This window comes from Micromonospora sp. NPDC049799, assembly GCF_040656655.1.
Lineage (GTDB): Bacteria > Actinomycetota > Actinomycetes > Mycobacteriales > Micromonosporaceae > Micromonospora.
The window spans coordinates 1-23,863 of record NZ_JBFAMU010000008.1 but is presented as its reverse complement, the minus strand read 5'-3'; the positions used below and the strand labels follow the sequence as shown (position 1 = coordinate 23,863).

At 72.5% G+C, this 23,863-nt stretch carries 18 protein-coding genes; 8 read left to right on the top strand and 10 right to left on the bottom strand.

Features of this window, described 5'->3' with window-relative positions; all coding sequences use genetic code 11:
• Nucleotides 1-13: 13 nt before the first annotated feature.
• Complete coding sequence (glpX, locus tag AB0I76_RS01915; RefSeq protein ID WP_357028491.1) at nucleotides 14-1,048, bottom strand: class II fructose-bisphosphatase; 1,035 nt, start codon at nucleotides 1,046-1,048, stop codon at nucleotides 14-16.
• A 157-nt stretch (nucleotides 1,049-1,205) separates the two neighbouring features.
• Here glpX and AB0I76_RS01910 point away from each other — a divergent pair, with 157 nt between their 5' ends.
• The 3 genes from AB0I76_RS01910 (at nucleotide 1,206) to AB0I76_RS01900 (ending at nucleotide 3,914) form a co-directional block, all read left to right on the top strand.
• Complete coding sequence (locus AB0I76_RS01910) at nucleotides 1,206-1,931, top strand: DUF4245 family protein (protein ID WP_357028487.1); 726 nt, start codon at nucleotides 1,206-1,208, stop codon at nucleotides 1,929-1,931.
• Nucleotides 1,932-2,034: 103 nt separating this feature from the next.
• Nucleotides 2,035-2,829, top strand: coding sequence for a hypothetical protein (locus AB0I76_RS01905; protein WP_357028484.1), 795 nt, complete (start codon nucleotides 2,035-2,037; stop codon nucleotides 2,827-2,829).
• A gap of 248 nt (nucleotides 2,830-3,077) precedes the next feature.
• Nucleotides 3,078-3,914 carry a hypothetical protein gene (locus AB0I76_RS01900; RefSeq protein ID WP_357028481.1) on the top strand — a complete coding sequence of 279 codons (837 nt, stop codon included), beginning with the start codon at nucleotides 3,078-3,080 and terminating at the stop codon, nucleotides 3,912-3,914.
• A gap of 146 nt (nucleotides 3,915-4,060) precedes the next feature.
• On the opposite strand, the gene AB0I76_RS01895 is transcribed toward AB0I76_RS01900, so the two are convergent.
• Nucleotides 4,061-4,273: an exodeoxyribonuclease VII small subunit gene (locus tag AB0I76_RS01895; protein WP_357028478.1), complete on the bottom strand. Its 213-nt coding sequence runs from the start codon at nucleotides 4,271-4,273 to the stop codon at nucleotides 4,061-4,063.
• A gap of 180 nt (nucleotides 4,274-4,453) precedes the next feature.
• A complete protein-coding gene (gene xseA, locus AB0I76_RS01890) occupies nucleotides 4,454-5,620 on the bottom strand; it encodes an exodeoxyribonuclease VII large subunit (protein ID WP_357028532.1) in 1,167 nt (388 codons plus the stop codon).
• Between the two features lie 126 nt (nucleotides 5,621-5,746).
• On the opposite strand from xseA, the gene AB0I76_RS01885 reads away from it, so the two are divergent.
• Nucleotides 5,747-6,733 carry a 4-hydroxy-3-methylbut-2-enyl diphosphate reductase gene (locus tag AB0I76_RS01885; protein WP_357028475.1) on the top strand — a complete coding sequence of 329 codons (987 nt, stop codon included), beginning with the start codon at nucleotides 5,747-5,749 and terminating at the stop codon, nucleotides 6,731-6,733.
• A gap of 40 nt (nucleotides 6,734-6,773) precedes the next feature.
• Nucleotides 6,774-7,220 (top strand): hypothetical protein, encoded by a 447-nt coding sequence (locus AB0I76_RS01880; RefSeq protein WP_357028472.1) that lies wholly within the window; start codon nucleotides 6,774-6,776, stop codon nucleotides 7,218-7,220.
• A gap of 73 nt (nucleotides 7,221-7,293) precedes the next feature.
• On the opposite strand, the gene AB0I76_RS01875 is transcribed toward AB0I76_RS01880, so the two are convergent.
• The 3 genes from AB0I76_RS01875 to AB0I76_RS01865 form a co-directional block, all read right to left on the bottom strand.
• Nucleotides 7,294-10,524 carry a S8 family serine peptidase gene (locus AB0I76_RS01875; RefSeq protein WP_357028469.1) on the bottom strand — a complete coding sequence of 1,077 codons (3,231 nt, stop codon included), beginning with the start codon at nucleotides 10,522-10,524 and terminating at the stop codon, nucleotides 7,294-7,296.
• A 290-nt stretch (nucleotides 10,525-10,814) separates the two neighbouring features.
• Entirely contained in the window at nucleotides 10,815-14,069 is a 3,255-nt protein-coding gene (locus tag AB0I76_RS01870; RefSeq protein WP_357028466.1) for a S8 family serine peptidase, read from the bottom strand.
• Nucleotides 14,070-14,203: 134 nt separating this feature from the next.
• Nucleotides 14,204-15,388 carry a DNA recombination protein RmuC gene (locus tag AB0I76_RS01865; protein WP_357028464.1) on the bottom strand — a complete coding sequence of 395 codons (1,185 nt, stop codon included), beginning with the start codon at nucleotides 15,386-15,388 and terminating at the stop codon, nucleotides 14,204-14,206.
• Between the two features lie 55 nt (nucleotides 15,389-15,443).
• Between AB0I76_RS01865 and AB0I76_RS01860 the strand changes: the two genes are divergently transcribed.
• Complete coding sequence (locus AB0I76_RS01860; protein ID WP_357028461.1) at nucleotides 15,444-16,247, top strand: hypothetical protein; 804 nt, start codon at nucleotides 15,444-15,446, stop codon at nucleotides 16,245-16,247.
• Between the two features lie 16 nt (nucleotides 16,248-16,263).
• Here the strand turns inward: AB0I76_RS01860 and AB0I76_RS01855 are convergent, their stop codons facing one another.
• Together AB0I76_RS01855 and AB0I76_RS01850 are read right to left on the bottom strand one after the other, a co-directional pair.
• Nucleotides 16,264-17,190, bottom strand: a complete 927-nt coding sequence (locus AB0I76_RS01855) for an alpha/beta fold hydrolase (protein WP_357028458.1) — start codon at nucleotides 17,188-17,190, stop codon at nucleotides 16,264-16,266.
• Nucleotides 17,187-17,525, bottom strand: a complete 339-nt coding sequence (locus tag AB0I76_RS01850) for a hypothetical protein (RefSeq protein WP_357028455.1) — start codon at nucleotides 17,523-17,525, stop codon at nucleotides 17,187-17,189. The genes AB0I76_RS01855 and AB0I76_RS01850 overlap by 4 nt, the downstream gene beginning before the upstream one ends.
• Nucleotides 17,526-17,590: 65 nt before the next feature.
• Here AB0I76_RS01850 and AB0I76_RS01845 point away from each other — a divergent pair, with 65 nt between their 5' ends.
• Nucleotides 17,591-18,136 carry a helix-turn-helix domain-containing protein gene (locus AB0I76_RS01845; protein ID WP_357028452.1) on the top strand — a complete coding sequence of 182 codons (546 nt, stop codon included), beginning with the start codon at nucleotides 17,591-17,593 and terminating at the stop codon, nucleotides 18,134-18,136.
• A 48-nt stretch (nucleotides 18,137-18,184) separates the two neighbouring features.
• Here AB0I76_RS01845 and ppc read toward each other — a convergent pair whose 3' ends face one another.
• Nucleotides 18,185-20,971 carry a phosphoenolpyruvate carboxylase gene (gene ppc / locus AB0I76_RS01840; protein WP_357028449.1) on the bottom strand — a complete coding sequence of 929 codons (2,787 nt, stop codon included), beginning with the start codon at nucleotides 20,969-20,971 and terminating at the stop codon, nucleotides 18,185-18,187.
• A gap of 403 nt (nucleotides 20,972-21,374) precedes the next feature.
• Between ppc and AB0I76_RS01835 the strand changes: the two genes are divergently transcribed.
• Entirely contained in the window at nucleotides 21,375-22,415 is a 1,041-nt protein-coding gene (locus tag AB0I76_RS01835; protein ID WP_357028446.1) for a S66 peptidase family protein, read from the top strand.
• A 273-nt stretch (nucleotides 22,416-22,688) separates the two neighbouring features.
• Here the strand turns inward: AB0I76_RS01835 and AB0I76_RS01830 are convergent, their stop codons facing one another.
• Nucleotides 22,689-23,594, bottom strand: coding sequence for an AraC family transcriptional regulator (locus tag AB0I76_RS01830; protein ID WP_357028443.1), 906 nt, complete (start codon nucleotides 23,592-23,594; stop codon nucleotides 22,689-22,691).
• Nucleotides 23,595-23,863 lie beyond the last annotated feature (269 nt).

The following is a 23,863-nucleotide window of genomic DNA, read 5'->3' as shown; positions in this document are numbered from 1 at the left end:
GTCCCGGTCGCGCTCACTCCTGTTCGGCCAGCGGCCGACCGTCGAAGTCCACCGCCGAGTAGAGGGCCAGCTTCTCCAGGCGGTGGTACGAGTCGATCACCCGGATGGTGCCGCTCTTGGACCGCATCACGATCGACTGCGTGTACGCCCCACCGGCGCGGTAGCGCACACCACGCAGCAGGTCGCCGGAGGTGACCCCGGTCGCCACGAAGAAGCAGTTGTCCCCGGTGACCAGGTCGTCGGTGCCCAGCACCCGGTCCAGGTCGTGCCCGGCCGCCAGCGCCTTCTCCCGCTCCTCGGGGTCGCGCGGCCAGAGCTTGGCCTGCATCGCCCCGCCCATGCACTTGAGGGCGCAGGCGGAGATGATGCCCTCCGGCGTACCGCCGATGCCCATCAGGACGTCGACGTCGGATTCGCCCCGGGCGGCGGCGATCGAGCCGGCGATGTCGCCGTCGGAGATGAACCGGATACCCGCTCCGGTGCGCCGGATCTGCTTGACCAGGTCCTCGTGGCGGGAGCGGTCCAGGACGCAGACCGTGACCTCGGAGACGTCGGTGCCCTTGACCTTGGCGATCCGGCGGATGTTCTCCGCCGGGCCGGCGTTGATGTCGATCACGTCGGCGTAGGCCGGGCCGACGGCGAGCTTCTCCATGTAGAAGACGGCGCTCGGGTCGAACATCGCGCCCCGCTCGGAGACGGCGAGCACGGCGAGAGCGTTCGGCATCCCCTTGCTCATCAGCGTGGTGCCGTCGACCGGGTCGACCGCGACGTCCACCTCCGGGCCGGTGCCGTCGCCGACCTCCTCGCCGTTGAAGAGCATCGGGGCGTTGTCCTTCTCGCCCTCCCCGATCACGACGATGCCGCGCATCTGGATCGAGTTGATCAGCTTACGCATGGCGTCGACGGCCGCGCCGTCGCCGCCCTCCTTGTCGCCGCGGCCGACCCAGCGGCCGGCGGCCATCGCCGCCGCCTCGGTGACCCGGACGAGGTCGAGGGCAAGGTTGCGGTCAAGATCCTGTGGGATGCGCGTCCTGGTGTTCGTCGTCATGACGGCTCCTCCTCGCGGCGTTGCGGGGTGGACCGGCAGTGTGCGGCGTCGCCGCTGCCGGCTTTGTCGCTGATCCTCACACGATGACGGACCCGGCGCGGTGCCGGGGCGGTGATGGCCCGGATACGCCACATCCGGCGGCTGCGAAGATGGCGGGGTGGAACCCGCACAGCCCGCTGACCGCGTACCCGCCGACCAGACGCCACCGGACGGCCAGCCGCCGGTGGCCCCCAGCCGCTCCGGCCCCGCCGAGCCGGCCGTACCCGCCGGGGAACCGGCACTGGTCGAGCCCGCCGGCCCGCCCACGGCCGCGCCCACCGACGCCGGGGCCGAGACCGGGGAGCGGCCGGCGCCGCCGGCCTCGAGGGAGGCCGCCCGGTCGGAGCGGTCGCCCAAGGACATGGCCGTCTCGCTGCTGGTGCTGCTGGTCCCGATCGCGCTGCTGCTCGCGTTCTACCGGGGCTTCCTCGGCGGCGACCAGCCGACGACGGTCGACCCGGCGCCGGCGATCGAGTCCGCCCGGGCCGCCGACGCCTTCCCGGTCTCCGAGCCACGCGGACTGGGGGACGGCTGGCGCACGGTCAACGCGACCTTCCAGACCGTCGAGGGAGGCGCCACCCTGCGGATCGGCTACCTGACGCCCGAGGGTCGCGCGGTGCAGGTCGTGCAGAGCAGCGTCCCACCGGAACGGCTGCTGCCGGTCGAACTGACCGACGAGGGGCAGCCGCAGGGACAGGCCGACCTGGACGGACGGACCTGGCAGCGGTACACGGCGCGGGGCAACGAGCAGGCGCTGGTGCTGCTGGAACCGACCCGGACGGTGATCGTGATCGGCGACGCGCGGGACAACGAGCTGCGGGCGTTGGCGGGGGCGCTCGGCTAGGCCCGTGCCCCCCAGGCGTCGGAGGTATCCGTTAGGCTGCCCCGGCTCGTGCCCGGCCGGTACCTCCCGGCCTGGTGTTGCCTGTTTGTGAAGAGAGACAACTGTGAACATTCGACGGTGGACCGTCGGCGTCCTCGCCGCCGCCCTGTTCCTGCCCGGCGTGGCGGCGTGCAACTCCGAGTCGGCCGAGCCGACCGCCGCCGCCTCCTCCGCTCCGGCCGACCCGAAGGAGGCGCTACGCGCCTCCACCAAGGAGCTCGCCGCGGGCAACTTCACCTTCACCATGGCCGGTGACGGCCTCACCGGTAAGGGTCTGGTGCACAAGCCCAGCAACAGCGTCCAGTTCGACATGGCCTTCGACGACGGCTCCGGCTCGTCGATGGCCATGGAGATGGTCATGATCGAGAAAGACAGCTGGGTGCGGATCGACTTCGGCGAGCTGGCCGAGTCCGTGCCGCAGTTCGCCAAGCTCAAGGACAAGTTCCAGCACATCGACCAGTCCAAGATCAAGGACTCGGACGCCCTCGCCGTGAACCTGGAGAACCCGGACCCGGCCGGTGCCGAGGAGCTGTTCAAGGCCGTCACGGACGTGCAGAAGACCGGTGAGAACACCTACACCGGCAAGCTGGACGCCTCCGGCGTGACCGACGCCGGCGCCATCGACAGCGACCTGGTCAAGGCCCTGGGCGACCAGGCCAAGGCGCTGCCGTTCACCGCCAAGCTGGACGACCAGGGTCGCCTCGTCGAGCTGGCGATCCCGATCCCGGCCGCCGGCGAGACCAAGGCGCACGAGATCAAGGTCACCTACGCCGACTACGGCAAGGCCACCGCCGCGCAGAAGCCGCCGGCGGACAAGGTCATCGAGGCGTCCCCCGAGACGTACGAGATGTTCCAGTAGGACCGACCACGAGAAAGGGGGCGGCCGGCCGGCCGCCCCCTTTCTCGTGCCGGTGCGGGTCCCCCTGGCGAGGGAACCGGACGAACCGGTGATTGTGCGGCGTGACGGCAGGGAACTAGGTACGTGCGACCCGACCGGCGCTGCCACGGCGAACGGACGGCGCTCGTGCGGCGCAGCCGACAGCTGCTGCGTCGCCCGGTTTCCGGCCGCCACCCCGGCGCGTCGGGTGACCCCCACGGGAGACACAGATGACTGTTCGACGCCTGAGCGCCGGCCTGGTGGCCGCCGCGTTGTTCACGCCCGGCCTCGTCGCCTGCAACGCCGCCGGGACCCCGCAGGCCGGCTCCTCCGCCAGCCCGACCGCCTCCGCGTCCGGCACCGGCGCGCCGGTGTCCAGCGACGCCAAGCAGGCCCTGCTCGACTCGACGCGCGAGATCAGCAACGGCAACTTCCGGTTCACCATGTCCGGCGCCGGCTCCACCGCCGAGGGGCAGGTGCACGAGCCCAGCCAGAGCGCCGAGATGCGGGTGAGCATCGGTGAGCCCACCGACGACCTGTCGATGAAGCTCGACCTGATCCACGCCAAGCCGGACAGCTGGGTCAAGCTGGAGCTGGGCGGGAAGACCGCCTCCAGCGTGCCGGGCGTGCAGAAGCTGAACCTCGGCAAGTACCAGCACCTCGACCAGACCCGGATCAAGGGCAACCGCAACCTGGGCTTCGACTTCGACCAGGTCGACCCGGCCGGCAGCGCCGTGCTCACGCAGGGCATCACTGAGGTCCGCGAGACCGGCGCCGGCACGTACGCCGGCACGCTGGACGTGTCGAAGGCGGCCGACGCCGGTTCGGTCGACCCGACCGTGGTCACCGCGCTCGGCCCGCAGGCCAAGTCGGTGCCGTTCACCGCGAAGCTGGACCCGCAGGGGCGGCTCAACGAGATGGTCGTCCAGATCCCGGCCGCCGGTCAGACCGCCGCCCAGGAGATCCGGATCACCTACTCGGACTACGGCAACGCCACCGCCGCCCAGAAGCCGCCGGCGGACCAGGTCGTCGAGGCGCCGGCCGAGCTGTACAACCTCTTCAACTGACCCGACGGGCGGGCGGGGGGGCTCCGGCCACCCGCCCGCATCCGTGGCTGCGCCGGTCCGGTCGTCCCGTGGCTGCGCCGGTCCGGTCGTCCCGTGGCTGCGCTGGTCCGGTCGTCCCCGTCGCTGCCGGCTCGGAGGGGGACGGGTCAGGACTCGCCGTTCTGCCGGGCCGCGTCGATGCGGGCGCGGGCCCCGTCGAGCCACTGCTGACAGATCTCGGCCAGCTTCTCGCCGCGCTCCCAGAGCGCCAGCGACTCCTCCAGCGTGGTCCCGCCGGCCTCCAGCCGCTCCACCACCGAGGCCAGCTCGGCGCGGGCCTGCTCGTAGCTGGGCCGGTCGTCCTTCGTCTCGTCAGTCATCACACCCATCCCACCACACCGGCCGGACGCCGCCGGCGTCCGCTCACCGGCGTCCGCTGACCGGCGTCCATGATCGTGCTTGATCCGGGAAGTAGTGGCATCGACGCCGCAGGGAGGCCACTACTTCGTGGATCCAGCGCGATCATGGGCGTCGGGCGCGGGGCGCCGCGCGTCGGGCTTTCAGCCGTCGACGGTCGCGGCCAGTTCCCCGTCGGCGAGGCGTACGCGCAGCGGGTCGCCCTTGGCGACCTCGGACGCCGCACGGACCACGTGGCCGTCGGCGCGCTGCACGATCGCGTACCCCCGGTCGAGGGTCGCCGCGGGGGAGAGCGCGCGGAGCCGGGCGAGAGTGTGCCGCAGGTCCTCGCCGCCGGCGGTCAGCCGGTGGTCCAGGCACCGGTCCGCCCGCTGGCGCAGTGCGGCCAGATCGGTGGCCCGCTGGTCGACCATCACCTGCGGTCGCGACAGCACGGGACGGGAGCGGAGCAGGTCGAGGCGGTGCGACTCCCGGTCCACAAGGTTGCGGACCGCGCGTTCCAGCCGGGACCGGGCCTGCCGGATGAGGCGTACCTCCTCGGTGAGGTCCGGGACGATCCGCTTGGCCGCGTCGGTGGGGGTGGACGCGCGTACGTCCGCGACGTAGTCCAGCAGCGGCGCGTCGGTCTCGTGACCGATCGCGCTGACCACCGGCGTACGGCAGGCGAAGACGGCCCGGCACAGCGCCTCGTCGGAGAAGGGCAGCAGGTCCTCGATGCTGCCGCCGCCCCGGGCGATGACGATGACGTCGATGGTCGGGTCGGCGTCGAGCACCTTGAGCGCGTCCATGATCTGTGGGACCGCGCCCGAGCCCTGCACCGCCACGTTGACCGTGCGGAACTCCACCGCGGGCCAGCGCCGCCGGGCGTTGGTGAGCACGTCCCGTTCCGCGGCCGAGGCGCGACCGGTGATCAGCCCGATCCGCTGGGGCAGGAACGGCGGCCGGCGCTTGCGCGCCCGGTCGAACAGCCCCTCGGCGGCCAGCAGCTTCTTCAGCTTCTCCAGGCGGGCCAGCAGCTCACCCAGCCCCACCTGGCGGATCTCGTCGGCGCGCAGGCTGAGGGTGCCCCGGGCGGCGTAGAACTCCGGCTTGGCGTGCAGCACCACCCGGGCGCCCTCACGCAGCTCCGGCGCCCCGGCGTCGAGCACGTCGCGGTTCGTGGTGACGGTGAGGCTCAGGTCCGCCGAGGGGTCCCGCAGAGTCAGGAAGACGGTGGTGGCGCCGGGGCGGCGGCTGATCTGCGCCACCTGCCCGTCCACCCACACCCAGCCAAGCCGGGCGATCCAGGCCCCCACCTTCTGGCTGACCACCCGGACCGGCCACGGCTCCTCGGAGGTACTGCGCGGGACGTCGGTCACCCGCCCACCCTATGCCGGCACGCTGTGGCGACGGTCGCAGCCGCTGCCCCCTCCGGAGCCGGCACGTACGATGGGCGGGTGACTCAGGCTGAGGCGACCCCCCGGACCGGCAAGCGCGTGCTCCTGGCGAAGCCCCGCGGCTACTGTGCGGGCGTCGACCGCGCGGTGCAGACCGTCGAGGAGGCGCTCAAGCTCTACGGCGCCCCGATCTACGTGCGTAAGCAGATCGTGCACAACAAGCACGTGGTGCAGACCCTGGAGGCCCAGGGCGCCATCTTCGTGGAGGAGAACGAGGAGGTGCCGGAGGGCGCCACCGTCATCTTCTCCGCCCACGGCGTCGCGCCCGAGGTGTACGAGCAGGCGAAGGAGCGGTCGCTCAAGGCGATCGACGCCACCTGTCCGCTGGTGACCAAGGTGCACCAGGAGGCGAAGCGGTTCGCCGCCGAGGACTACGACATCCTGCTCATCGGGCACGAGGGGCACGAGGAGGTCATCGGCACCTCCGGCGAGGCCCCCGAGCACATCCAGCTCGTCGACGGTCCCGAGGACGCCGACCGGATCACCGTCCGCGACCCGAACAAGGTCGTCTGGCTCTCCCAGACCACCCTGTCGGTCGACGAGACGCTGGAGACCGTCGCCCGGCTCAAGAAGCGCCTGCCGATGCTCCAGTCGCCGCCCAGCGACGACATCTGCTACGCCACCTCCAACCGTCAGCACGTGATGAAGGAGATCGCGCCGGAGTGCGACGTGGTGATCGTCGTCGGGTCGCGCAACTCCTCCAACTCGGTCCGGCTCGTCGAGGTCGCCCTGGACGCCGGTGCCCGCGCCGGCCACCTGGTCGACTTCGCCCACGAGATCGACGACGCGTGGCTGGAGGGGGCGACCACGGTCGGCCTGACCTCCGGCGCCAGCGTCCCGGACGAGTTGGTGCAGGACGTGCTGGCGTACCTGGCCGCGCGCGGCTTCGCCGACGTCGACGAGGTGGTCACCGCGAACGAGCGGCTCACCTTCTCGCTCCCGCAGGAGCTGAAGCGGGACATGAAGGCCGCGGCGGCGCGCGGCTGACGACGGGAACGGCATCCGCCCCGCACACGTCAGAGACGGTATGAGGAACCTTCGGCTCGCCGTCCCCGCGCTGGCCGTCTGCATGGCGCTGAGCGCCTGCGGCGGCCAGGGCGGCGGCGACGGCACCCCCACCCCGACCCCGACGGGAGCCCAGCCGGTGACCAGCGCACCCTCGCCCGACCCGACCGCCTCGGAGGTCCCGTCGACCGGGCCCACCCCACCCCCGCCGACCGCCCTGCCCCCGAGCCCGAAGCCGGGCGGGCCGACCAAGCCCCCGCCGGTCGGAGCCACCGAGCTCACCGGCACCGTCACGGCCGGTGTGGAACCGAACTGCGTGCTCCTCGACAACTTCCTGCTGATCGGCGGTCCGCGTGACGTGCTGACCCCCGGCACGAGGGTCACCGTCTCCGGCCGGGTGCAGCCCGACATGATGACCACCTGCCAGCAGGGCACCCCGTTCCTGGTGGAGAGTGCCCGCCGGTCCTGACCGGTCCCACCCACGACGGCAGGAGGCCCGCCCCCCGGACGGGGAGCGGGCCTCTGCTCGTGCTGGCCGCCGGTCAGTTGACCGCGCGGACCACCACGTCGCCGCTGCCGATCAGGATGTTCGTGTCGGTGCGGACCTGGACGTTGCCGTAGAGCACCCGGCCCTCGGCCGGCGCCACCTTCGCGGTGACCGTGCCGGGGACCGTCCAGGTCGCGCCACTGGCCCGCAGCGCGTTGGCGTCGGTCACCGCCACCGACCCGAAGGCCGGGTTGGTGAAGACGTCGATGTACCGGTAGGACGTCGACCCGGCCGGCACCGCGTAGCCCTCGACGCGGACCTTCCAGGCACCCGCCGCCGGGTTCGCCACGGTCACCGACTCCTCCGAGTCGCCGTCCGCGCTCTGCCCCGCCGCCACACAGGTGCCGGAGGTGCAGTTGAGCAGGTACAGGTCGAGGTCGGCACCCGGGTCGGAGGTGCCGCCGATGGTCGCCCGGAGCTGGGTCGAGCCCGGGGTGACCGTCAGGTCGTACTCCTTGGTCTCCAGGTTGGCGATGGTGAACGGACCCTGCCGGGCGCTGCCCAGCGTGGTGCCGGTCGCCCGACCGGTGAACGAGCCCAGCGTGCTGGTCAGGGTGTACGACCGGTCGACCGGCACGTTCGCCGTGGCGGCGGCGATGTCGTCCGGGTTCGGGGTGACGGTGGCACCGAGCACCGAGGCGGTCAGGGTGAAGGGCGTCCACGCCGCGTCGGAGGTGCGCCGACCGTCCACCGTGATCTCCCAGACGCCGGTGAACGGGTCGGAGACCGTCCGGCTGTTCGGCGAACCGGTGGCGCAGGCCCCGGCCGCCGGGACGTAGCAGGAGGTCGACGCGTTGCTGTCGATCCCCAGCCCGTACGGGTGGAAGCGGAGGAACCGGGCCTGGCCGGTGCCCGCCGCGCCGGTCGGGCCGGCGAAGTCCACCTTCAGCGCCGGGGTGCCGGCCGGCACCCGGACGAAGTAGTGCAGGGACTGGTTGCGGCCGACCGTGCCCTCGATGCTCACCTGGTGGTTCGCCGACGCCTCGAAGGTGTACGGGGCGATGACGGTGTTCAGGGTCTGGTGGTCGACGCCGGCAGTGGCCGGGTCGTCGAGCCGCAGGACCGCCGAGTGGGCGCCCGGCGTCGCCGGGTTCACCCGCACCGCCACGGTGACCGGCTTGTTCAGCGGCAGCGACACCGACGACGGCGCGGAGAAGGTGCCGTCGTTGCCCACCCAGGTCAGGTTGTAGGTGATCGCCTTCGACCCGCCGCTGGTGCGGGTGAAGGTGTAGGTGCGGGTGTAGGCGGTACCGGTGGTCACGCCCTCCCGGTCGTAGATGCCGACGCCCACGCCCGGCTTCGCGAGGAACCCGGACAGGACGGTGTTGACCGCCACCGACGAGCTGATGTCGACCGGCTTGAGGTTGGTGCGCAGCAGCTCGTACGCGCCCTTGACGTCGATCAGGCCGGCGCCCTGCTCGTACGCGCCGGTGTTGTCGATGAACCGCGCCGAGGACATCAGGGCCTGCCGGATCTGCGCCGGCCGGGCCTGGAAGCCCTCCGCCTTGGCGGCGCCGACCAGCAGCGCGCCGACACCGGCGGCCTGCGGGGCGGCCATCGACGTGCCGTTGAACATGGCGTAGCCCGGGGGCAGCGTGTAGGTGCCCGGGACCGGGCCGCCCAACTGCCAGGTGGGCACGGTGGAGATGGCCGAACCCGGTGCGATCACGTTCGGCTTGAAGCCGCCGTCCTCACGCGGGCCGCGCGAGCTGTAGTAGTGCAGGCTCTCCGCGTACGGGGAGCTGGAGCCGTAGTTCGACCGCCAGGTGGCGTCGGTGATGTACGACCCGACGCTGACCACGTTCTCGGCCACCGACGGGTCGCCGACGGTGTTGGTGCCCGGCCCGCTGTTGCCGGCCGAGAAGAACATCTGGACCTCGTACTGCTCGATGAGGCGGTTGTAGAGCACGGCGCGGGTGTTGTTGCCGTCGTTGAGGGCGGGCAGGCCACCGATCGACATGTTGATGACGTCGGCGTCGGCCTGCTTGGCCGCGTAGATCATGCCCTCGATGAGGGCGTGCGCGGTGCAGCCGCCGACGAAGAGGCAGGTCCGGACGGAGATCAGCTTGGCGCCCGGAGCGGCGCCGGTCATCGCGCCGCCGAACATGCCGTTGGCGGCCACGATGCCGGCCACGTGGGAGCCGTGCGCACCGGAGACGATGCCGATGTTGACGAACTTGCCCTTGCCGTCGACCTGCACGACGAAGGGCATCGACTCGGCGACGGCGGTCGCCGGGTTGTCGCTGCCGAAGGTGCCGACGTCGTTGCGGACCTTGTAGTCGGTCATCGCGGTCTGGTCGGCGAAGGAGCCGTCCTGGTCGGTGTCGACCCACACGGTGGACTCGCCGTCCCACAGGACGCCGAAGACGCCGCTGCTGCCCGTCGGGTTGCCGTCACGGTTGACGTCGTTGCCGACCTCGCCGCCGAGGTTGGGGTTGCGCTCGTCGAAGGTGCCGAAGCGGTACGCGCCGGTGCCCGGGGCGGTCCAGCTGCGGCCGCCGGCGGTGAAGGTCGGGCCGGAGACGTTGGCCGACATGCTGATCCAGGTCGGGTCGCCGTCGTCGGTGGGGTGGGTCGCGGTGACCCAGTCGACGACCTTGCGCTCGCCGGTGGTGGTCTTCTGCAGCGCCGGGTGCCCGAGGTCGACGCCGGTGTCGATGATGGCGACGGTGGTGCCGCGACCGTCCTGGGTGGGGTTCGCCGCGGTGAAACCGGCCGCGCCGGTGTCCCCGATCGGCATGTACGGGTTGTCGGCGGGGGTGCCGGCACCGGGGGCGGGCTGCGGAGCGGGTGCCTCCGAGCCGTCCGGGCGCGGGTCGGGCAGCTCGACGGGGGCGTCGACCTCGACCGTCTGCACGCCGGTCAGCTTCGCGACCCGGTCGGCCTTGTCGACGGCCACGCTCGCCCGCAGGTAGCCGAGGTCGTCGTCGCGGTAGCGGACGTCGGCGCCGAGGGCGGCGAGACCGTCGGCGACGGCACGGGCCTGACCGGCCTTCGCGGCGATGAGGACAGTGACGTCCTTACGGCCGGCGGCGCGTGCCTCGGCCAGCCGGTCGATGTCGGTGGGGCTCCAACCGGCGGTGGCGCTCTTGACGGCGTTCACCTCGGTGGACTGGCCGGCGACGGCGGGGTTGGCCGAGCCGGTCAGGGTCAGGGCGCCGGCAGCCAGTGCCGACGCCAGGAGCGCGGCCGAGGTCCGGCCGCGCCGACTGTGGGGGTTTGTCACGTCTCTTCCTCCGGGGGAGAGCAAGGGTTGCGGGGCGTACCCGGCGACGGACGTGAGACACACCACGTCGCCACTCATTCAGCGACAACTATGACGCTTCTGTTACGCCTGACGAGCCCCTCCGTAACATCAAGCTGAATGATTGCCATGCGGCAATGAACGGCCACGGCAGACACCTCGATCGGACGACCCCGCTCGTACGGACGGGCGACGCGCCGGCGGTTCCCCCGGACGTGCGGGAGCCCGCCCCCAAGGTTCGGGGACGGGCTCCGGCGGGTGTTACGGGCGGATCAGTTCACGGCGCCGATGGAGACCGCGCCGCGGCCGACGACCGCGCCTTCCGTGGTCACCACGGCCAGCTCGCCGTACAGCTTCCGGCCGGCGGCCGGGGTGGACAGGGCGGTCACCGTGCCGGTGAGGGTCGCGGTGTCGCCGTTGGCCAGGGTGAGCGGGGTGGCCGGGGTCGCCAGCGTGCCCAGCGCCGCCGCCGAGAACGAGTCCCGGTAGTCGTACGCCGTGCTGCCGCCGGCACCGTCCACCGCGTAGCCGTCGACGACGACGCGGTAGGTGCCCGGGGTGGGGTTGGCGATGGTCACCGCCTCCTCCGAGTCGCCGTCGGCGGACCGCCCGACGAGGGTGCTGCCCCGGAAGACGTCCAGGTCCAGGTCGGCGCTGGCGTTGGCCGGGTTGCCGATCCGGGCGGTGAACCGCGAAGCGCCCGCCGGCACCTCGACCACGTACTCCTGCGACGCGCCCTCGGCGATGGTCGGCCGCTCGTCGTGAACGCTGGAGAGCGGACCACCCTGACCGGCCACCGAGACCGGACCGAAGGTGTTGGTCAGGTTCCAGGTCACCGGGGTCGGCTCACCGGCGTCGACCGCCGGCAGCTCGACCACGGCCGGCTCGACCGCGACGCCCTGGATCCGGGCCGTGAGCTGGAACGGGTTGTTCAGTGCCGGGGAGGTGCGACGCGACTCGACCTCGATCTCCCAGACGCCCGGGATCGGGTTCTGGTAGTCCCGCTCCTGTGGCTTGCAGGCGTTGGCGTCGGAGAAGTTGGTGTAGCAGACCAGGCTGGAGGTGCTCTCCACCGGAACGCCGTACGGGTTGAAGGCGATGAAGCGGGTCTGCGAACCGGTGGCGATGCCGGACAGGTTCACCTGCAGCGCACCGGTGCCCGGCGGCACGGTCACGAAGTACGACGTGAAGCCGTTGCGGTCCACCGAGCCCCGGGTCGAGAGCGCGTAGTCCGGCTCACGGGTGTCGGTGGATGCGACCACCACGAGCGAGACCTCGAAGTCGACCGTGTTGGTCGCCGGGTCGTCGACCAGCATCAGGGCGCCATGCGCCCCGGCCGTCTTCGGCTTGGCCTTGACGGTGACGGTGACGGCCTTGTTCAGCGGCAGCCAGACCACCTTCGGGGCGGTGAAGGTGCCGTCGTTGCCCCGCAGCGTGATGTTGTGCTTCACGCCCCGGGCCGGACCGCTGGTGCGGGTGAGCGTGACCTGGTAGGTCTTGCTCTGGCCGACCGTCTGGCCGCCCTCGGCCGACGCGCAGCGGTTGTAGACGCCCGCGCCCCGGTTCGGGGTGGCCAGCTGCTCCGACAGCACCGTGCAGACCGGGGCCTCGGAGGTGTACGAGCGGGTCTCGACACCCTTGCGCAGCAGGTTCCAGGCGCCCGGCACGTTGACCATGCCGTAGCCCTGGCCGTACGTCGGAACGCCCGCGATCGGCTTGGCCGAGCTGTACATCGCCCGGCGCAGCGCGGCCGGGGTGACGCCCTTGTCGGTCGCCTTGGCGGCCGACAACAGCAGCGCGGCGGCGCCGGCGGCCTGCGGAGAGGCCATCGACGTGCCGTTCAGCATGCCGTAGCCGGGGGGCAGGCCGTAGCCGGCCTCGGCGACGGGACCGCCGGGCTGCCACACCGGGATGGTGGAGATGGCCGAGCCCGGGGCCGCGATGTTCGGCTTGAACCCGCCGTCCTCACGCGGGCCGCGCGAGGAGAAGTTGAACAGCGCGTTCTTCGCCCGCACCACCGAGCCGTAGTTGGCCAGCCAGGTGTCCTTGCTGATGCTGGCCGCAGTGCTGATCACGTTGGCGGCCACCGACGGGTCGCCGACGGTGTTCAGGCCCGGGCCGCTGTTGCCGGCCGAGATGACCAGCTGCACGCCGTACGTGGTGATCAGGTCGTTGTACAGATCCGCGCGGGCGTTGTTGCCGTCGTTCAACGCCGGCAGACCACCGATCGACATGTTGACCACGTCGACCTTGCGGTTGATCACCAGATCGGCCATGCCGGTCGTGAGGGCCGAGTAGGTGCAGCCGCCACCCCAGGTGCAGGCACGGGAGGAGACCAGCTTGGCGCCGGGCGCGGCCCCGTCGAAGACGTCGTTGCCCAGCATGTCGTTGGCGGCGGTGATGCCCGCGACGTGGCTGCCGTGCGCGTCCTCGACGATGCCGATGTTGACGAAGTCGGCCGGCCCGGAGCTGGTCGGCACGTCCTCGCGGTACTCGACCACGAACGGCATCTGGTCCCGGACCTCGGTCGCCGGGTTGTCGGTGCCGAAGTGCCCGACGTCGAACTTCTCCTTGTAGGGCCGCATCAGGGCCTCGTCGGTGAAGTCGTTGTTCTGGTTGACGTCGACCCAGATGTCGTGGGTGGCGGGGTTGTAGAGCACGCCCCACACGTCGGTGGTGTCGCCGTCCCGGTTGACGTCGCCGCCCGGCTCGCTGCCGGCCGTGATCGACTCCCGGAAGGTGCTGAAGCGGTAGGTCCCCGCCGGAGCGGTCCAGGTGGCGCCCTCAGCGCTGAAGGACGGGCCGGTCACCCCGCTGTCCATCTTGAGCCAGGTGGCGTCCTCGAGCGGGTTCGTGGCGGTGACCCAGTCGACGATCTTGCGCTCGCCGGTGGTGGTCGTCTGGAGAGCCGGGTGGTCCAGGTCCACACCGGAGTCCATGATGCCGATGGTGACGCCCCGACCGTCCCACTCCGGGTGCTGCTCCACGAAGCGGACGGCACCGGTCTCGTTGGTCGGCATGTAGGGGTTGGCGGCGCGGGTGGCGTCGCTCGGGCCGGACAGGGTCGCCGACTGCTTCGCCGCCTTCTGCCCGGAGGGTGCGGCCTCCGGCTTCGGGTCCGGCCGCTGGATCTTCTCGTCCAGGTCGACCGCGGAGACGCCGGGCAGCATGGCCGCCTTGACGACCTTGTCGGTGGGCACCTTGGCCAGGACGTAGCCGATGGTGTCGTACCGCTCGGTGACGGCGGCGCCGAGGCCCTTCAGGTCCTCGGCGACGTCCTTGGCCTCACCCTTGTCGGTTGCGACGATCAGGGTGACGGTGGGGGCCTTCTCGGCCTCGGCCTCGGCGAGCAGCTTGGCGTCGTGCGATCCCAGCACCTCGACCGGGGTGGCCGGTGCGGTGTCGGGTGCGGAAGGTGCGGCGCTCGCGGTTGCGGCACCGCCCGCGACGGTCACGGCGCTTGCCGCCATGACCGACGCGAAGAGCGCGGCGGAGGTACGCCGGCTCAGGTTTCGGGGTTTGCTCACGTTCTCTTTCCTCCAGAGAACAGGGCCCTCAGATGCAGGGCACGCGTGAGCGAAATACTTCGCGGTGTCGATGGGCGGTGTCACTACCGGCGAGTTCGTTGTGACCATCTCGTGACATGCGGATGCACGCATTGTCACATGTGGCGCTCCACTATGGAGGTCGCCGGACCGGCCTCTTCGGACTGATCGAGCAGCTCAGGTGCCTGCGGCTGGCGGGGTGCCAACTCGATCTGGGCCGGCGTCGCCAGCTCCTGGTCGGAGACGCCCAACTCGGCGAGCTTGCGGGCGCTGACCAGCACCCGCGCCTCCAGCGAACCGACCGCCCGGTTGTACGCGGTGACAGCGCCACCCAGCGACGCCCCGAGCTTGCCGACGTGCTCGCCCAGTGTGGACAGCCGCCCGTACAGCTCCCGGGCCAGCAGGTGCACGGTGGCGGCGTTGCGGGCCAGCACCTCCTGCCGCCAGGAGTAGGCGACGGTCCGCAGGAGGGCGACCAGGGTGGCCGGCGTGGCCAGCACGACGTTGCGGGTGAACGCGTGCTCCAGCAGCGTCGGGTCCCGCTGCAGCGCCACGTCGAGGAACGGGTCGGCCGGCACGAAGAGCACCACGAACTCCGGCGTGATGTCGAAGGCGGACCAGTACGACTTCGCGGCCAGCGCGTCCACGTGCGCGCGCAGGTGCCGCGCGTGCGCGTCGAGGTGGGTGTCCCGGCCGCGCTCGTCGCGCGCCTCCATCGCGGTCAGGTACGCGTCGAACGGCGCCTTCGCATCCACCACCACCGACCGGCCCCCGTGCAGCCGTACCACCAGGTCGGGGCGGACCCCCTGGTGGTCGGTGGACGCGGTCACCTGCTCGTCGAAGTCGCAGTGCTCCAGCATGCCGGCCGCCTCCACGATCCGCCGCAGCTGGTGCTCGCCCCAGCGGCCCCGCACCTGGGGCGCCCGCAGCGCCGCCACCAGCTGCTTCGTCTCGGTGCGCAGCTCGCCGGAGACGGAGGACATCGCGCGGACCTGCTCACGAAGCTCCGCGTACGCGTCGACGCGGTCCCGCTCCAGCTCGGCGACCCGCAGCTCGTAGCGGCGCAGCGTGTCGTGCAGCGGGGCGACCGCGCGGGCGACCGCCTCCTGGGACTGGGCCGTCGCCTCGTAGCTCAGCGCGCGCATGGACTGCTCCAGCCGGCCCTCGCCGTCGCGGGTCGCCTGCAGGGTGGCCTCCAGGCGGGCGATCTCCGCCGCCGTGCGGGACCGCGCGGCGAGCCAGCCCAGCGCGCCGCCCACGGCGAGGCAGACGACCACCACGGCCAGCGTCGAGAAGCTCATGCCGCAGAGCTTGCCAAACGGGTACGACCTACGAACGGTGGGTACGTACCGGGGCATGGAGACTCTGCTGTGTCTCGGCATCCTCGCCATCGGCGCGGTGGTCGCCATCGCGGTCGTCAGCGCCCAGACGAGGGCCCGCCGGGGTGACGAACTCGGTGACGCGCGCGCGGAGGCGCAGCGGTGGTACGAGCGGCTGGGCGGCCAGTTGATGAACCTCCACGGCGAGCAGCCGGCGGTGCGGCAGGCACTGGCCGACGCCGGTGAGCGGTACAACGCCGCCGGGTCGCAGCTGGAGCAGGCGCGTACGCCGCAGCAGTTCGCGCTTGCCCGGGAGAGCGCGCTGGAGGGGCTGGCGTACATCCGGGCGGCCCGGACGGCGCTCGGCATCGACCCCGGCCCGGAGCTGCCACCGCTGGCGGCGGCCCGGGGTGCCGGCCAGCTCACCCGCGAGCGTCAGGTGGACGTGCAGGGACAGACTTTCAAGGCCGGTCCGCAGCCCGGAGGAGACACGCCCTACTACTACCCCGGTGGGCGGTTCCAGGGGCGGCCCGTTCCGGCCGGCTGGTACTCGACGCCGTGGTGGAAGACGGCGCTGGGCGCCGGAGCGGGCGTCGTCGGCGGCCTGCTGATCGCCGACGCCCTCTTCTCGCCCGGCTGGGGCGACCCGGGCTACGGCTACGGCGAGGGCTACCAGGAGGGCTTCGCCGACGGCACCGGGTACGGCGACGACCAGGGCGGCGACCAGGGCGCCGACGTCGGCGGCGGCGACCAGGCCGGTGACCTCGGCGGTGGCGGGGACTTCGGTGGCCTCGGTGGCGGGGACTTCGGCGGGGGTGACTTCGGCGGGGGCGACTGGTGACCGGGCCGGCCGGGATTCACCGGGTCGCGCCGGCCCGACCCAGCATCCAGTCGCGGACCAGGTCGGTCACCTCCGGGTCGACCGGCCCGCGAGTCTCCCTGCGGTACGCCGACAACGAGGGCTGTCCCGGCTGGCGGCGCAGCACGTGGGTGACATTCGCCAGCCGGTGCGTCTCCACCGGCCCGCTGGCGGCGGCAGCGACCAGGTCGAGATCGTCCGGGTCCGCCTGGAGGTCCTTGGTGCCGGTGACGGCGAGGATCGGCGCGTCGATGCGGGCCAGGTCGGGCCCGGGATCGTAGTCGAGGAACTCCCGGAACCAGCGGGCGTTGTACCGCCGTCCGCCGATCCGGGCGACATCTCCGGTGCTGGCCCGGATCCGGTCGTGGTTCCGGGCCACCTTGGCTACCAGGTCGGTTCGGGTCAGCCGCAGCAGCGCGCGGACCGGTGCCGGCAGGGTGGGTAGTAGCCGTCGGGCCTGCCAGCGCAGGGCGGCGTCGCCGCGCTTCCCCGTGCCGGCCAGCAGCACCAGCCCGGCCACCGGCGTAGCCCGCGCGGCGAGTGCCACGGCCGTCAGTGCTCCTTCGCTGTGCCCGACCAGGAATACCGGGCGGCCGTCCAACTCCGGCGCCGTGGCCAGCGCCCGCGCCGCCGCTTCCGCGTCGTCGACGTTGTCGTGGAAACCGGTCGGCAGGAACTGCCCACCGCTGGCGCCGACCCCCCGGCGGTCGTACCGGAACGAGGCTGCGCCGGCCTCGGCCAGGGCGACCGCCAGGTCCCGGGACACCGCCAAGGACAGCCGACGCAGGTTGCCGTCCCGGTCCAGCGGCCCGGAGCCGGGCAGCAGCAGGGCGACTGCGGCCGGCGGACCGCTGTCAGGCAGGAGCAGGGTGCCGACCAGGCGAAATCCGGCAGACGTGAAGGTCAGCTCCCGTTCCCGGCTCACCGCAGCCGCCGGGCCAGAGCTGCCGGATCATCCGACCCGATCAGCAGGCTGTCGTACGGCTGCCCGATCAGGGTGATCCGCACGGCCGGCTGGCCGGTGCGGACGCTGACGAACTCGGTGCCGCTGCGGGCCCGCCAGGTGCCCACGTTGCGTAGGCCGGGCAGGCCCAGGCCGGGTGCGCGCAGGCCGCGCGGCGCGGTCACGCCGTCCAGGACCACCTCGGCGCCGCGGACGCAGGTGCGCGGGAAGCTCAGATCGCCCCGGAGGGCGAAGATCTTCTCGGCGGGGCTGAGTCGGACACGGATCCGCTCGGCGGTGATCTCGACGGTGGCCATCGTGGCGCTCCTCCATCCGATATTCTTCTTGCCGATAACGTTATCATGAATGAGAATGATGGGGGATGGGCATGTCGTCGCTGGGCGCTGGGGATCTGTTGCTCCACCCGGTCCGGCTGCGGATCGTCCAGGCGTTCCTGGGTGGTCGTACCCTCACCACCGGGGAACTGCGCGAGGCGCTGCCGGACGTCCCCGCCGCTACCCTCTACCGGCAGGTAGCCACCCTCGCCGCGCACGACGTGCTGCGCACGGTGGCCGAGCGCCGGGTCCGCGGCGCCGTCGAACGGACCTACCGGCTGAACGAGGCGGCGGCCACGGTCAACGCCGAGGCCGCCGCCGCGATGTCCCCGGACGAGCACCGGCAGGCCTTCCTCACCTTCGTCGCGCAGTTGCTCGCCGACTTCGACCGGTACCTCGACGCCGGTGGCGGCGACCTCGGGCGGGACCTCGGTGGCTACCGACAGAGCGCGTTCCACGCCACGGACGAGGAGCTGACCGAGTTCCTCACCCGCTTGCGCGCCCTGTTCGGCGAGTACGCCGCCCGGGAGCCGGGCCCGGGCCGGGTGCGCCGCCTACTCACCACCGTCCTGCTCCCCGCACCCGATAGCTGACCGCCACCGCACCCCGCCGGCGGCGGCCGGGGGCCGGTCGGCTCGGGGTCAGCCGGTGTTGCGCATGCCGGCGGCGATGCCGTTGACCGTGGTGAGCAGGGCCCGCTCCAGCGCGGTGCCGTCGCTCGGCGCACGGCGGCCACCCGGCGCGGTCACCACCGCCCGTCCGGCGGCACCCGAGTCCCGGTACTGCCGCAGCAGGGCCACCTGGAGGTGGTGCAGCGGCTCCAGGTAGGTGTCCCGCACGGCGAGGGTGCGCTGGAGCACCGGGGAGTTGTCCAGCAGGGCCGGCGAGGCGGTCACCGCCAGCACCTCCTGCCTGGTCAGCTCGTACTCCTCCTCGATCTTGTGGAAGATCGGGTGCAGCTTCTTCGGCACCAGCGTCTCCACGTACCGGCGGGCGATGCCCAGGTCGGTCTTCGTCAGCATCATCTCGACGTTCGACAGGAACGTGCGGAAGAAGTGCCAGTTGCGGTTCATCTCGGACAGCACGTCGGCCAGGCCCGCCTCCCGCGCGGCGGCCAGTCCGGTGCCCACCCCGAACCAGCCGGGCACGATCTGCCGGGTCTGCGTCCAGCCGAACACCCACGGGATGGCGCGCAGCCCGCCCAGGCCCGCCCCGGTGTTCGGCCGCTTCGCCGGTCGGGAGCCGATGTTCAGCGCGCCGAGCAGCTCCGTCGGCGTCGACGCCCAGAAGTACTCGGGCAGGTCCGGGTCCTCGACCAGCGACCGGTAACGCCGGTACGCCGACTCGGACACCACGTCCATCGCCGCGTCCCAGCGCTCCAGCATCTCGGCCGGCTGCCGGGGCGCGGTGTGCAGCAGGGTGGCCTGGAGGACCGCCGCCACGGTCAGTTCCAGGTTCTCCCGGGCCAGCGCCGGCAGGGTGTACTTGTCGGAGATGACCTCGCCCTGCTCGGTCACCTTGATCGCACCGTCGAGCGTGCCGTACGGCTGGGCCAGGATCGCGTCGTGCGTCGGCCCGCCACCGCGACCCACCGTGCCGCCCCGGCCGTGGAAGAGCCGCAGGTGCACCCCGTGCCGGGCGGCCACGTCCCGCAGCGCCCGCTGGGCCCGGTGGATGGACCACTGGCTGGTGGTGATGCCCGCCTCCTTGTTGGAGTCGGAGTAGCCGAGCATGACCTCCTGCACGTCGCCGCGCGCCGCCACCAGCGCCCGGTACGCGGGCAGCGAGAGCAGCTCGTCGAGCAGTTCACCGCCGGCGTTCAGCTCGGCCGGGGTCTCCAGCAGTGGCACGATGCCGATCCGGGCCCGGCGGCCGTGCACGTCGACCAGGCCAGCCTCGCGGGCCAGCACCACGGCGGCGAGGACGTCGTCCACGCCCAACGTCATCGAGATGATGTAGGACTCGATCACCTCGGGGCCGAACCGGTCCTGCGCCTCACGGATGGTGCCGAAGACGTCGAAGGTCTTCCGGGCGGCCTCGGTCAGCGGGGTGTCGGCGGTGGAGAGCGGCCGGCGGCCGGTCAGCTCGTCGGCGAGCAGCTTGGTGCGTTCCAGCCGGCTGAGCGCCGCGTAGTCGGAGACCTCGCCGACCGCCTCGTAGAACTGGCTGAGCACCTCGTGGTGCTTCTCGGCGTGCTCCCGGACGTCCATGGTCGCCAGGTGCAGGCCGAACGCGGAGACCGTACGGATGGTGGACGCCAGCCGGCCGACGGCGGTGAGCTGCCCGGCGTTGCGTGCCAGCGAGGCGCGCAGCAGCTCCAGGTCGGCGATCAGCTCGCCCGCGCCCCGGTAGTCCCGTCCGGGCACGTGCGCGGTGCCCTGCCGCAGTCGTTGCCGGGTGTTCGCCAGCTTGGCCTTCACACAGCGCGCCTTGAGCCGGTAGGGCTCCTCGGCGTTGACCCGCCGGAACCGGGGCGCGACCTCGGGCAGCGCGTCCAGGTCGGTGGCGAGGCTGGCGGAGAGGTCCAGCGAGACCGCGCGGAGCCGCCGGGAGACGGACACCTCGTTGATGAGCTGGTCCATCGCCTTCTCGGTGGCGGCGATGCCGTGCTCGTGCTGGATGACCAGCACCTCGCGGGTGACGGTCGGGGTGACGAACGGGTTGCCGTCGCGGTCGCCCCCGATCCAGGTGCCGAAGGTGAGCGGCCGGGCCGTGGGGGACGTCTCCACCCCGAGGGTGCGCAGCGTGTCGGCGAGGTCGTCGAGCACCTGCGGTGCGGCCTCGGCGAACAGGTCCCGCAGGTAGTAGATGGCGTTGCGGGCCTCGTCGGTGGGGTCGGGCCGGTCCAGCCGCAGCTCGTCGGTCTGCCACATGAGGTCGAGCAGTTCGGCGAGGCGGCGGTTGGCCGGGCCCTCGTCGCTGGCCCCGTACAGGATCGCGTTGGCCGTCTCGGTGTCCAACTCGTCGGCGATGGCGCGCAGCTTGGACAGGATGGACCGGCGGGCGGCCTCGGTGGGGTGGGCGGTGAAGACCGGCCGGACGGCGAGCCGGCGGGCCGCGGCGGCGATCTCCTCGGCCGGTACCCCGCGTTCGGCGATCATCTTCGCCGCCTGGTCGAGCCAGCCACCGTGCGTGGCGCGCCGCCGCCGCAGGTCCCGGGCCCGGTGCACCTGCTCGGTGATGTTGGCCAGGTGGAAGTAGGTGGAGAAGGCGCGGGCCAGCTTCGTGCCGGTGGTGACGTCGAGGCCGCCGAGCCGCTGGGCGGCGGCCGGTGGGTCGGACCGGACCTGGGCGCGGATCTCCTCGACCAGGTCGAGCAGGGGCCGACCCTCCTGCCGGGCGAGGGTCTGACCGAGCAGGGTGCCGAGGCGGCGGATGTCGGCGCGCAGTGCGGCGTCGGGGCCGTCGTGGTCGTGCTGGTCGGTCACGGTGCGCTCCTTACGTGAGTACGAAGGACAGCGCTGTCCGATCCCCTGGATCGTATCCGCGCCACCCCCGATGTAAGGAGGGGCCCCTTGTTAACGCCTGGCGTTAACAAGGGGCCCCTCCTATCACCTCAGTCGTCGGGTTCGGTGTTTGCGCTGGTGGGCGGGCCGACGCAGCGGCGGGCAGCGCGACCCGCCCGGCGACGGGCGTGGAAGATCGTGGCGGTGAGCACACCGGTCACGCCGGGCAGTGTCCAGACGATGAGACCGGCTGCCGTCCCCGACCGCGCCCACCTGCACACCGCCAGCGTAGGGAGGATCCGTGTTGTTACAGGGCATTTCGGCCCCTGGGATCCGGCGGACCGCCGATGTGAAAACCGCTGGCCGCCGTCGGTAGCGTCCAGGCATGACGTCGCTGAGGTATCCCCCCAAGCCGCAGCCGGGCGACCGGGTCGCGGTCGTCTCGCCTTCCGCCGGGCTGCCGGCCCTCTTCCCCCACGTGTACGAGCTGGGACTGCGCCGGCTGCGCGAGGAGTTCGACCTGGAGCCGGTGGAGTACCCGACGACGCGCGTGTCCGGCGCCGACCCGCGCGACCGGGCGCGGGACCTCACCGCCGCCTTCGCCGACCCGTCGGTGACCGCGGTGCTCGCCACCGTGGGCGGGGACGACCTGGTCACCGTCACCCCGCACCTCGACGACGAGGTGCTGCGGGCCAACCCGAAGCCCTACTTCGGGTACTCGGACAACACCAACGTCCTCAACCACCTGCACCGGTTGGGGATGGTCAGCTACCACGGCGGCTCGGTGCTGGTGCACCTCGGCCGGCCGGGCCGGCTGCATCCGCTGACCGCCGACTCGCTGCGCGCGGCCCTGTTCACCACCGGCTGGTACGACCTCACCCCGGCCACCGAGTGGGGCGACGAACCCAACGACTGGAACGACCCGGCGAGCCTGGCCCACGAACCGGCGATGGCCCCCGGCTCGGGCTGGCGCTGGCAGGGCCCCGCGACGGTGGTCGAGGGCCCGGCCTGGGGCGGCAACCTGGAGGTGCTGAACTGGCTGCTCGCCGCCGACCGGGTCGCCCCCGTGGCGGACCTCGCCGGCTCGGTGTTCGTGCTGGAGACCTCCGAGGAGTTGCCGTCGGCCACCGAGGTGTTCCGCATCCTGCGCAACCTGGGGGAGCGGGGCCTGCTCGGCACGTTCCCCGCCGTACTGGTCGGCAGGGCCAAGGCGTGGAACTTCGACCGGCCGCTGTCCCCGGCGGAGAAGGAGGTCTACGCCGCCGAGCAGCGGGACGCGGTGACCCGGGCGCTGGCCACGTACAACCCGGAGGCGGTGGTGGTCTTCGACGTCGACCTGGGCCACACCGACCCGCAGGTGGTCGTCCCGTACGGCGGCACCGTCCGGGTGGACGGGGCGCAGCGGCGCATCTCGGTGCGCTACTGACCGAGCGGCGGGCCGGAGGCGCCGTACCGCACCTCCGGCCCCGAACCGGCGTCGGGTCGTCGCCGGCGTGGATCCCCGATGCCGAGCTGCGGGCCTCCCCGAACAGGCCCGCCCACTCCGGCGTCCGCCGCGTCGGCGGTGTCCGGGGGACGTCGTCCATCCTGCGGGCGGTCGGGGTGCCGGGTCTTGAACATCCTTGCTCGGTTGCGGCTCCCGGTTGAAGGGGTGCCCTTGCCATACCGCAGGCGTTAACGGGGGGCCCTTCCTTGCACCTCAGGCGGCCTGGTCGGGGGTGAGGAGTCGGCGGAGGCGGGCGGGCGGGTGGCCGACCTGCTCCCGGACCACCCGGGTGAGGTGCGCCTGGTCGGCGAAGCCGTACTCGGACGCGACCACCCGCAGCGGCGGCCCGTCGGTCTCGGCGAGCGTGTCGAGCACCGCCCGTACCCGGACCCGGTTGCGCCAGGCGGTGAGGCTGCTCCCGGTGACCCGCTGGAAGACCCGGCTGAGGTGGTGCGGAGAGGCCCCCACCTCGCGGGCGACCTCGTCCAGGCTGAGCGAGTAGTCCCCTTCGGCGAGCACCTCCCGCGCCCGGTCGGCCAGGTGCCGGTGGGCGGCCAGCGTGGCCGCGCGCCGGCCGACGGCCCGGTCCAGGTCCACCGCCCCGGGAAGCTCGCGGTCCGGGGAGACGTGGCCGAGCAGCCGGTCGAGGAAGCGGTGCAGCCGTTCGCCCATCTCGAAGCGGTCCAGGCCACGCCGGAACTGCGCGACCAGCATCCGGTGGGCCAGGTCGAGCGGGCCGTCGGAGGAGCCCTGCCAGCCGGCGGTGTGCAACCAGCGTTCCGTGTCCGGCCGCTCGGCCAGCACCTCCGTGTCGATCTCCAGGCAGGTGTACGAGTCGCCGCAGCCCAACGGGTGGGCCACCGCCATCTCGTCGCCCGGCCGCAGGAGCAGCACCGAGGTCGCGTCGGAGAAGCCGGTGCGGCCGTTGACCCGGTGCCGGTACACCCCGGACCGGCCCAGGATGACCTTGTGCCCCGTCTCCGCGGCCGTCCGGGACCAACCGTGGTCCTCGACGATGCAGCGCACCTGGTACGCGAGGATTCCGTCCGGGTGGCCCAGCACGCGCCAGCGGGCGGGCGAGGTCTTCCGGCGCGGGTCACTGCCGACGCCTTCCGGCATCCGTCCTCCCCAGGTCGTCGTCACCGGCGCGTGGGCCGATCCACCCCACACGGGCGTCGATCGTCCTACCGGAGAGATAGTGTCGACTGGTGGGACCCCCCGTCCAGCCCGGACGAGGGGTGATCGTCGTGCCGTCGCACTGGAGCAGATCACATGCTGACCGGACTCTTCGCCGCCGCCCTCGCCGACCCGGCCCTCGCCCGGGCCCGTGACCTGGCGCGCTCCGGTGCGGCGCGCCTCGACGGGCTCGACCTGACCGCCCCGTCGGC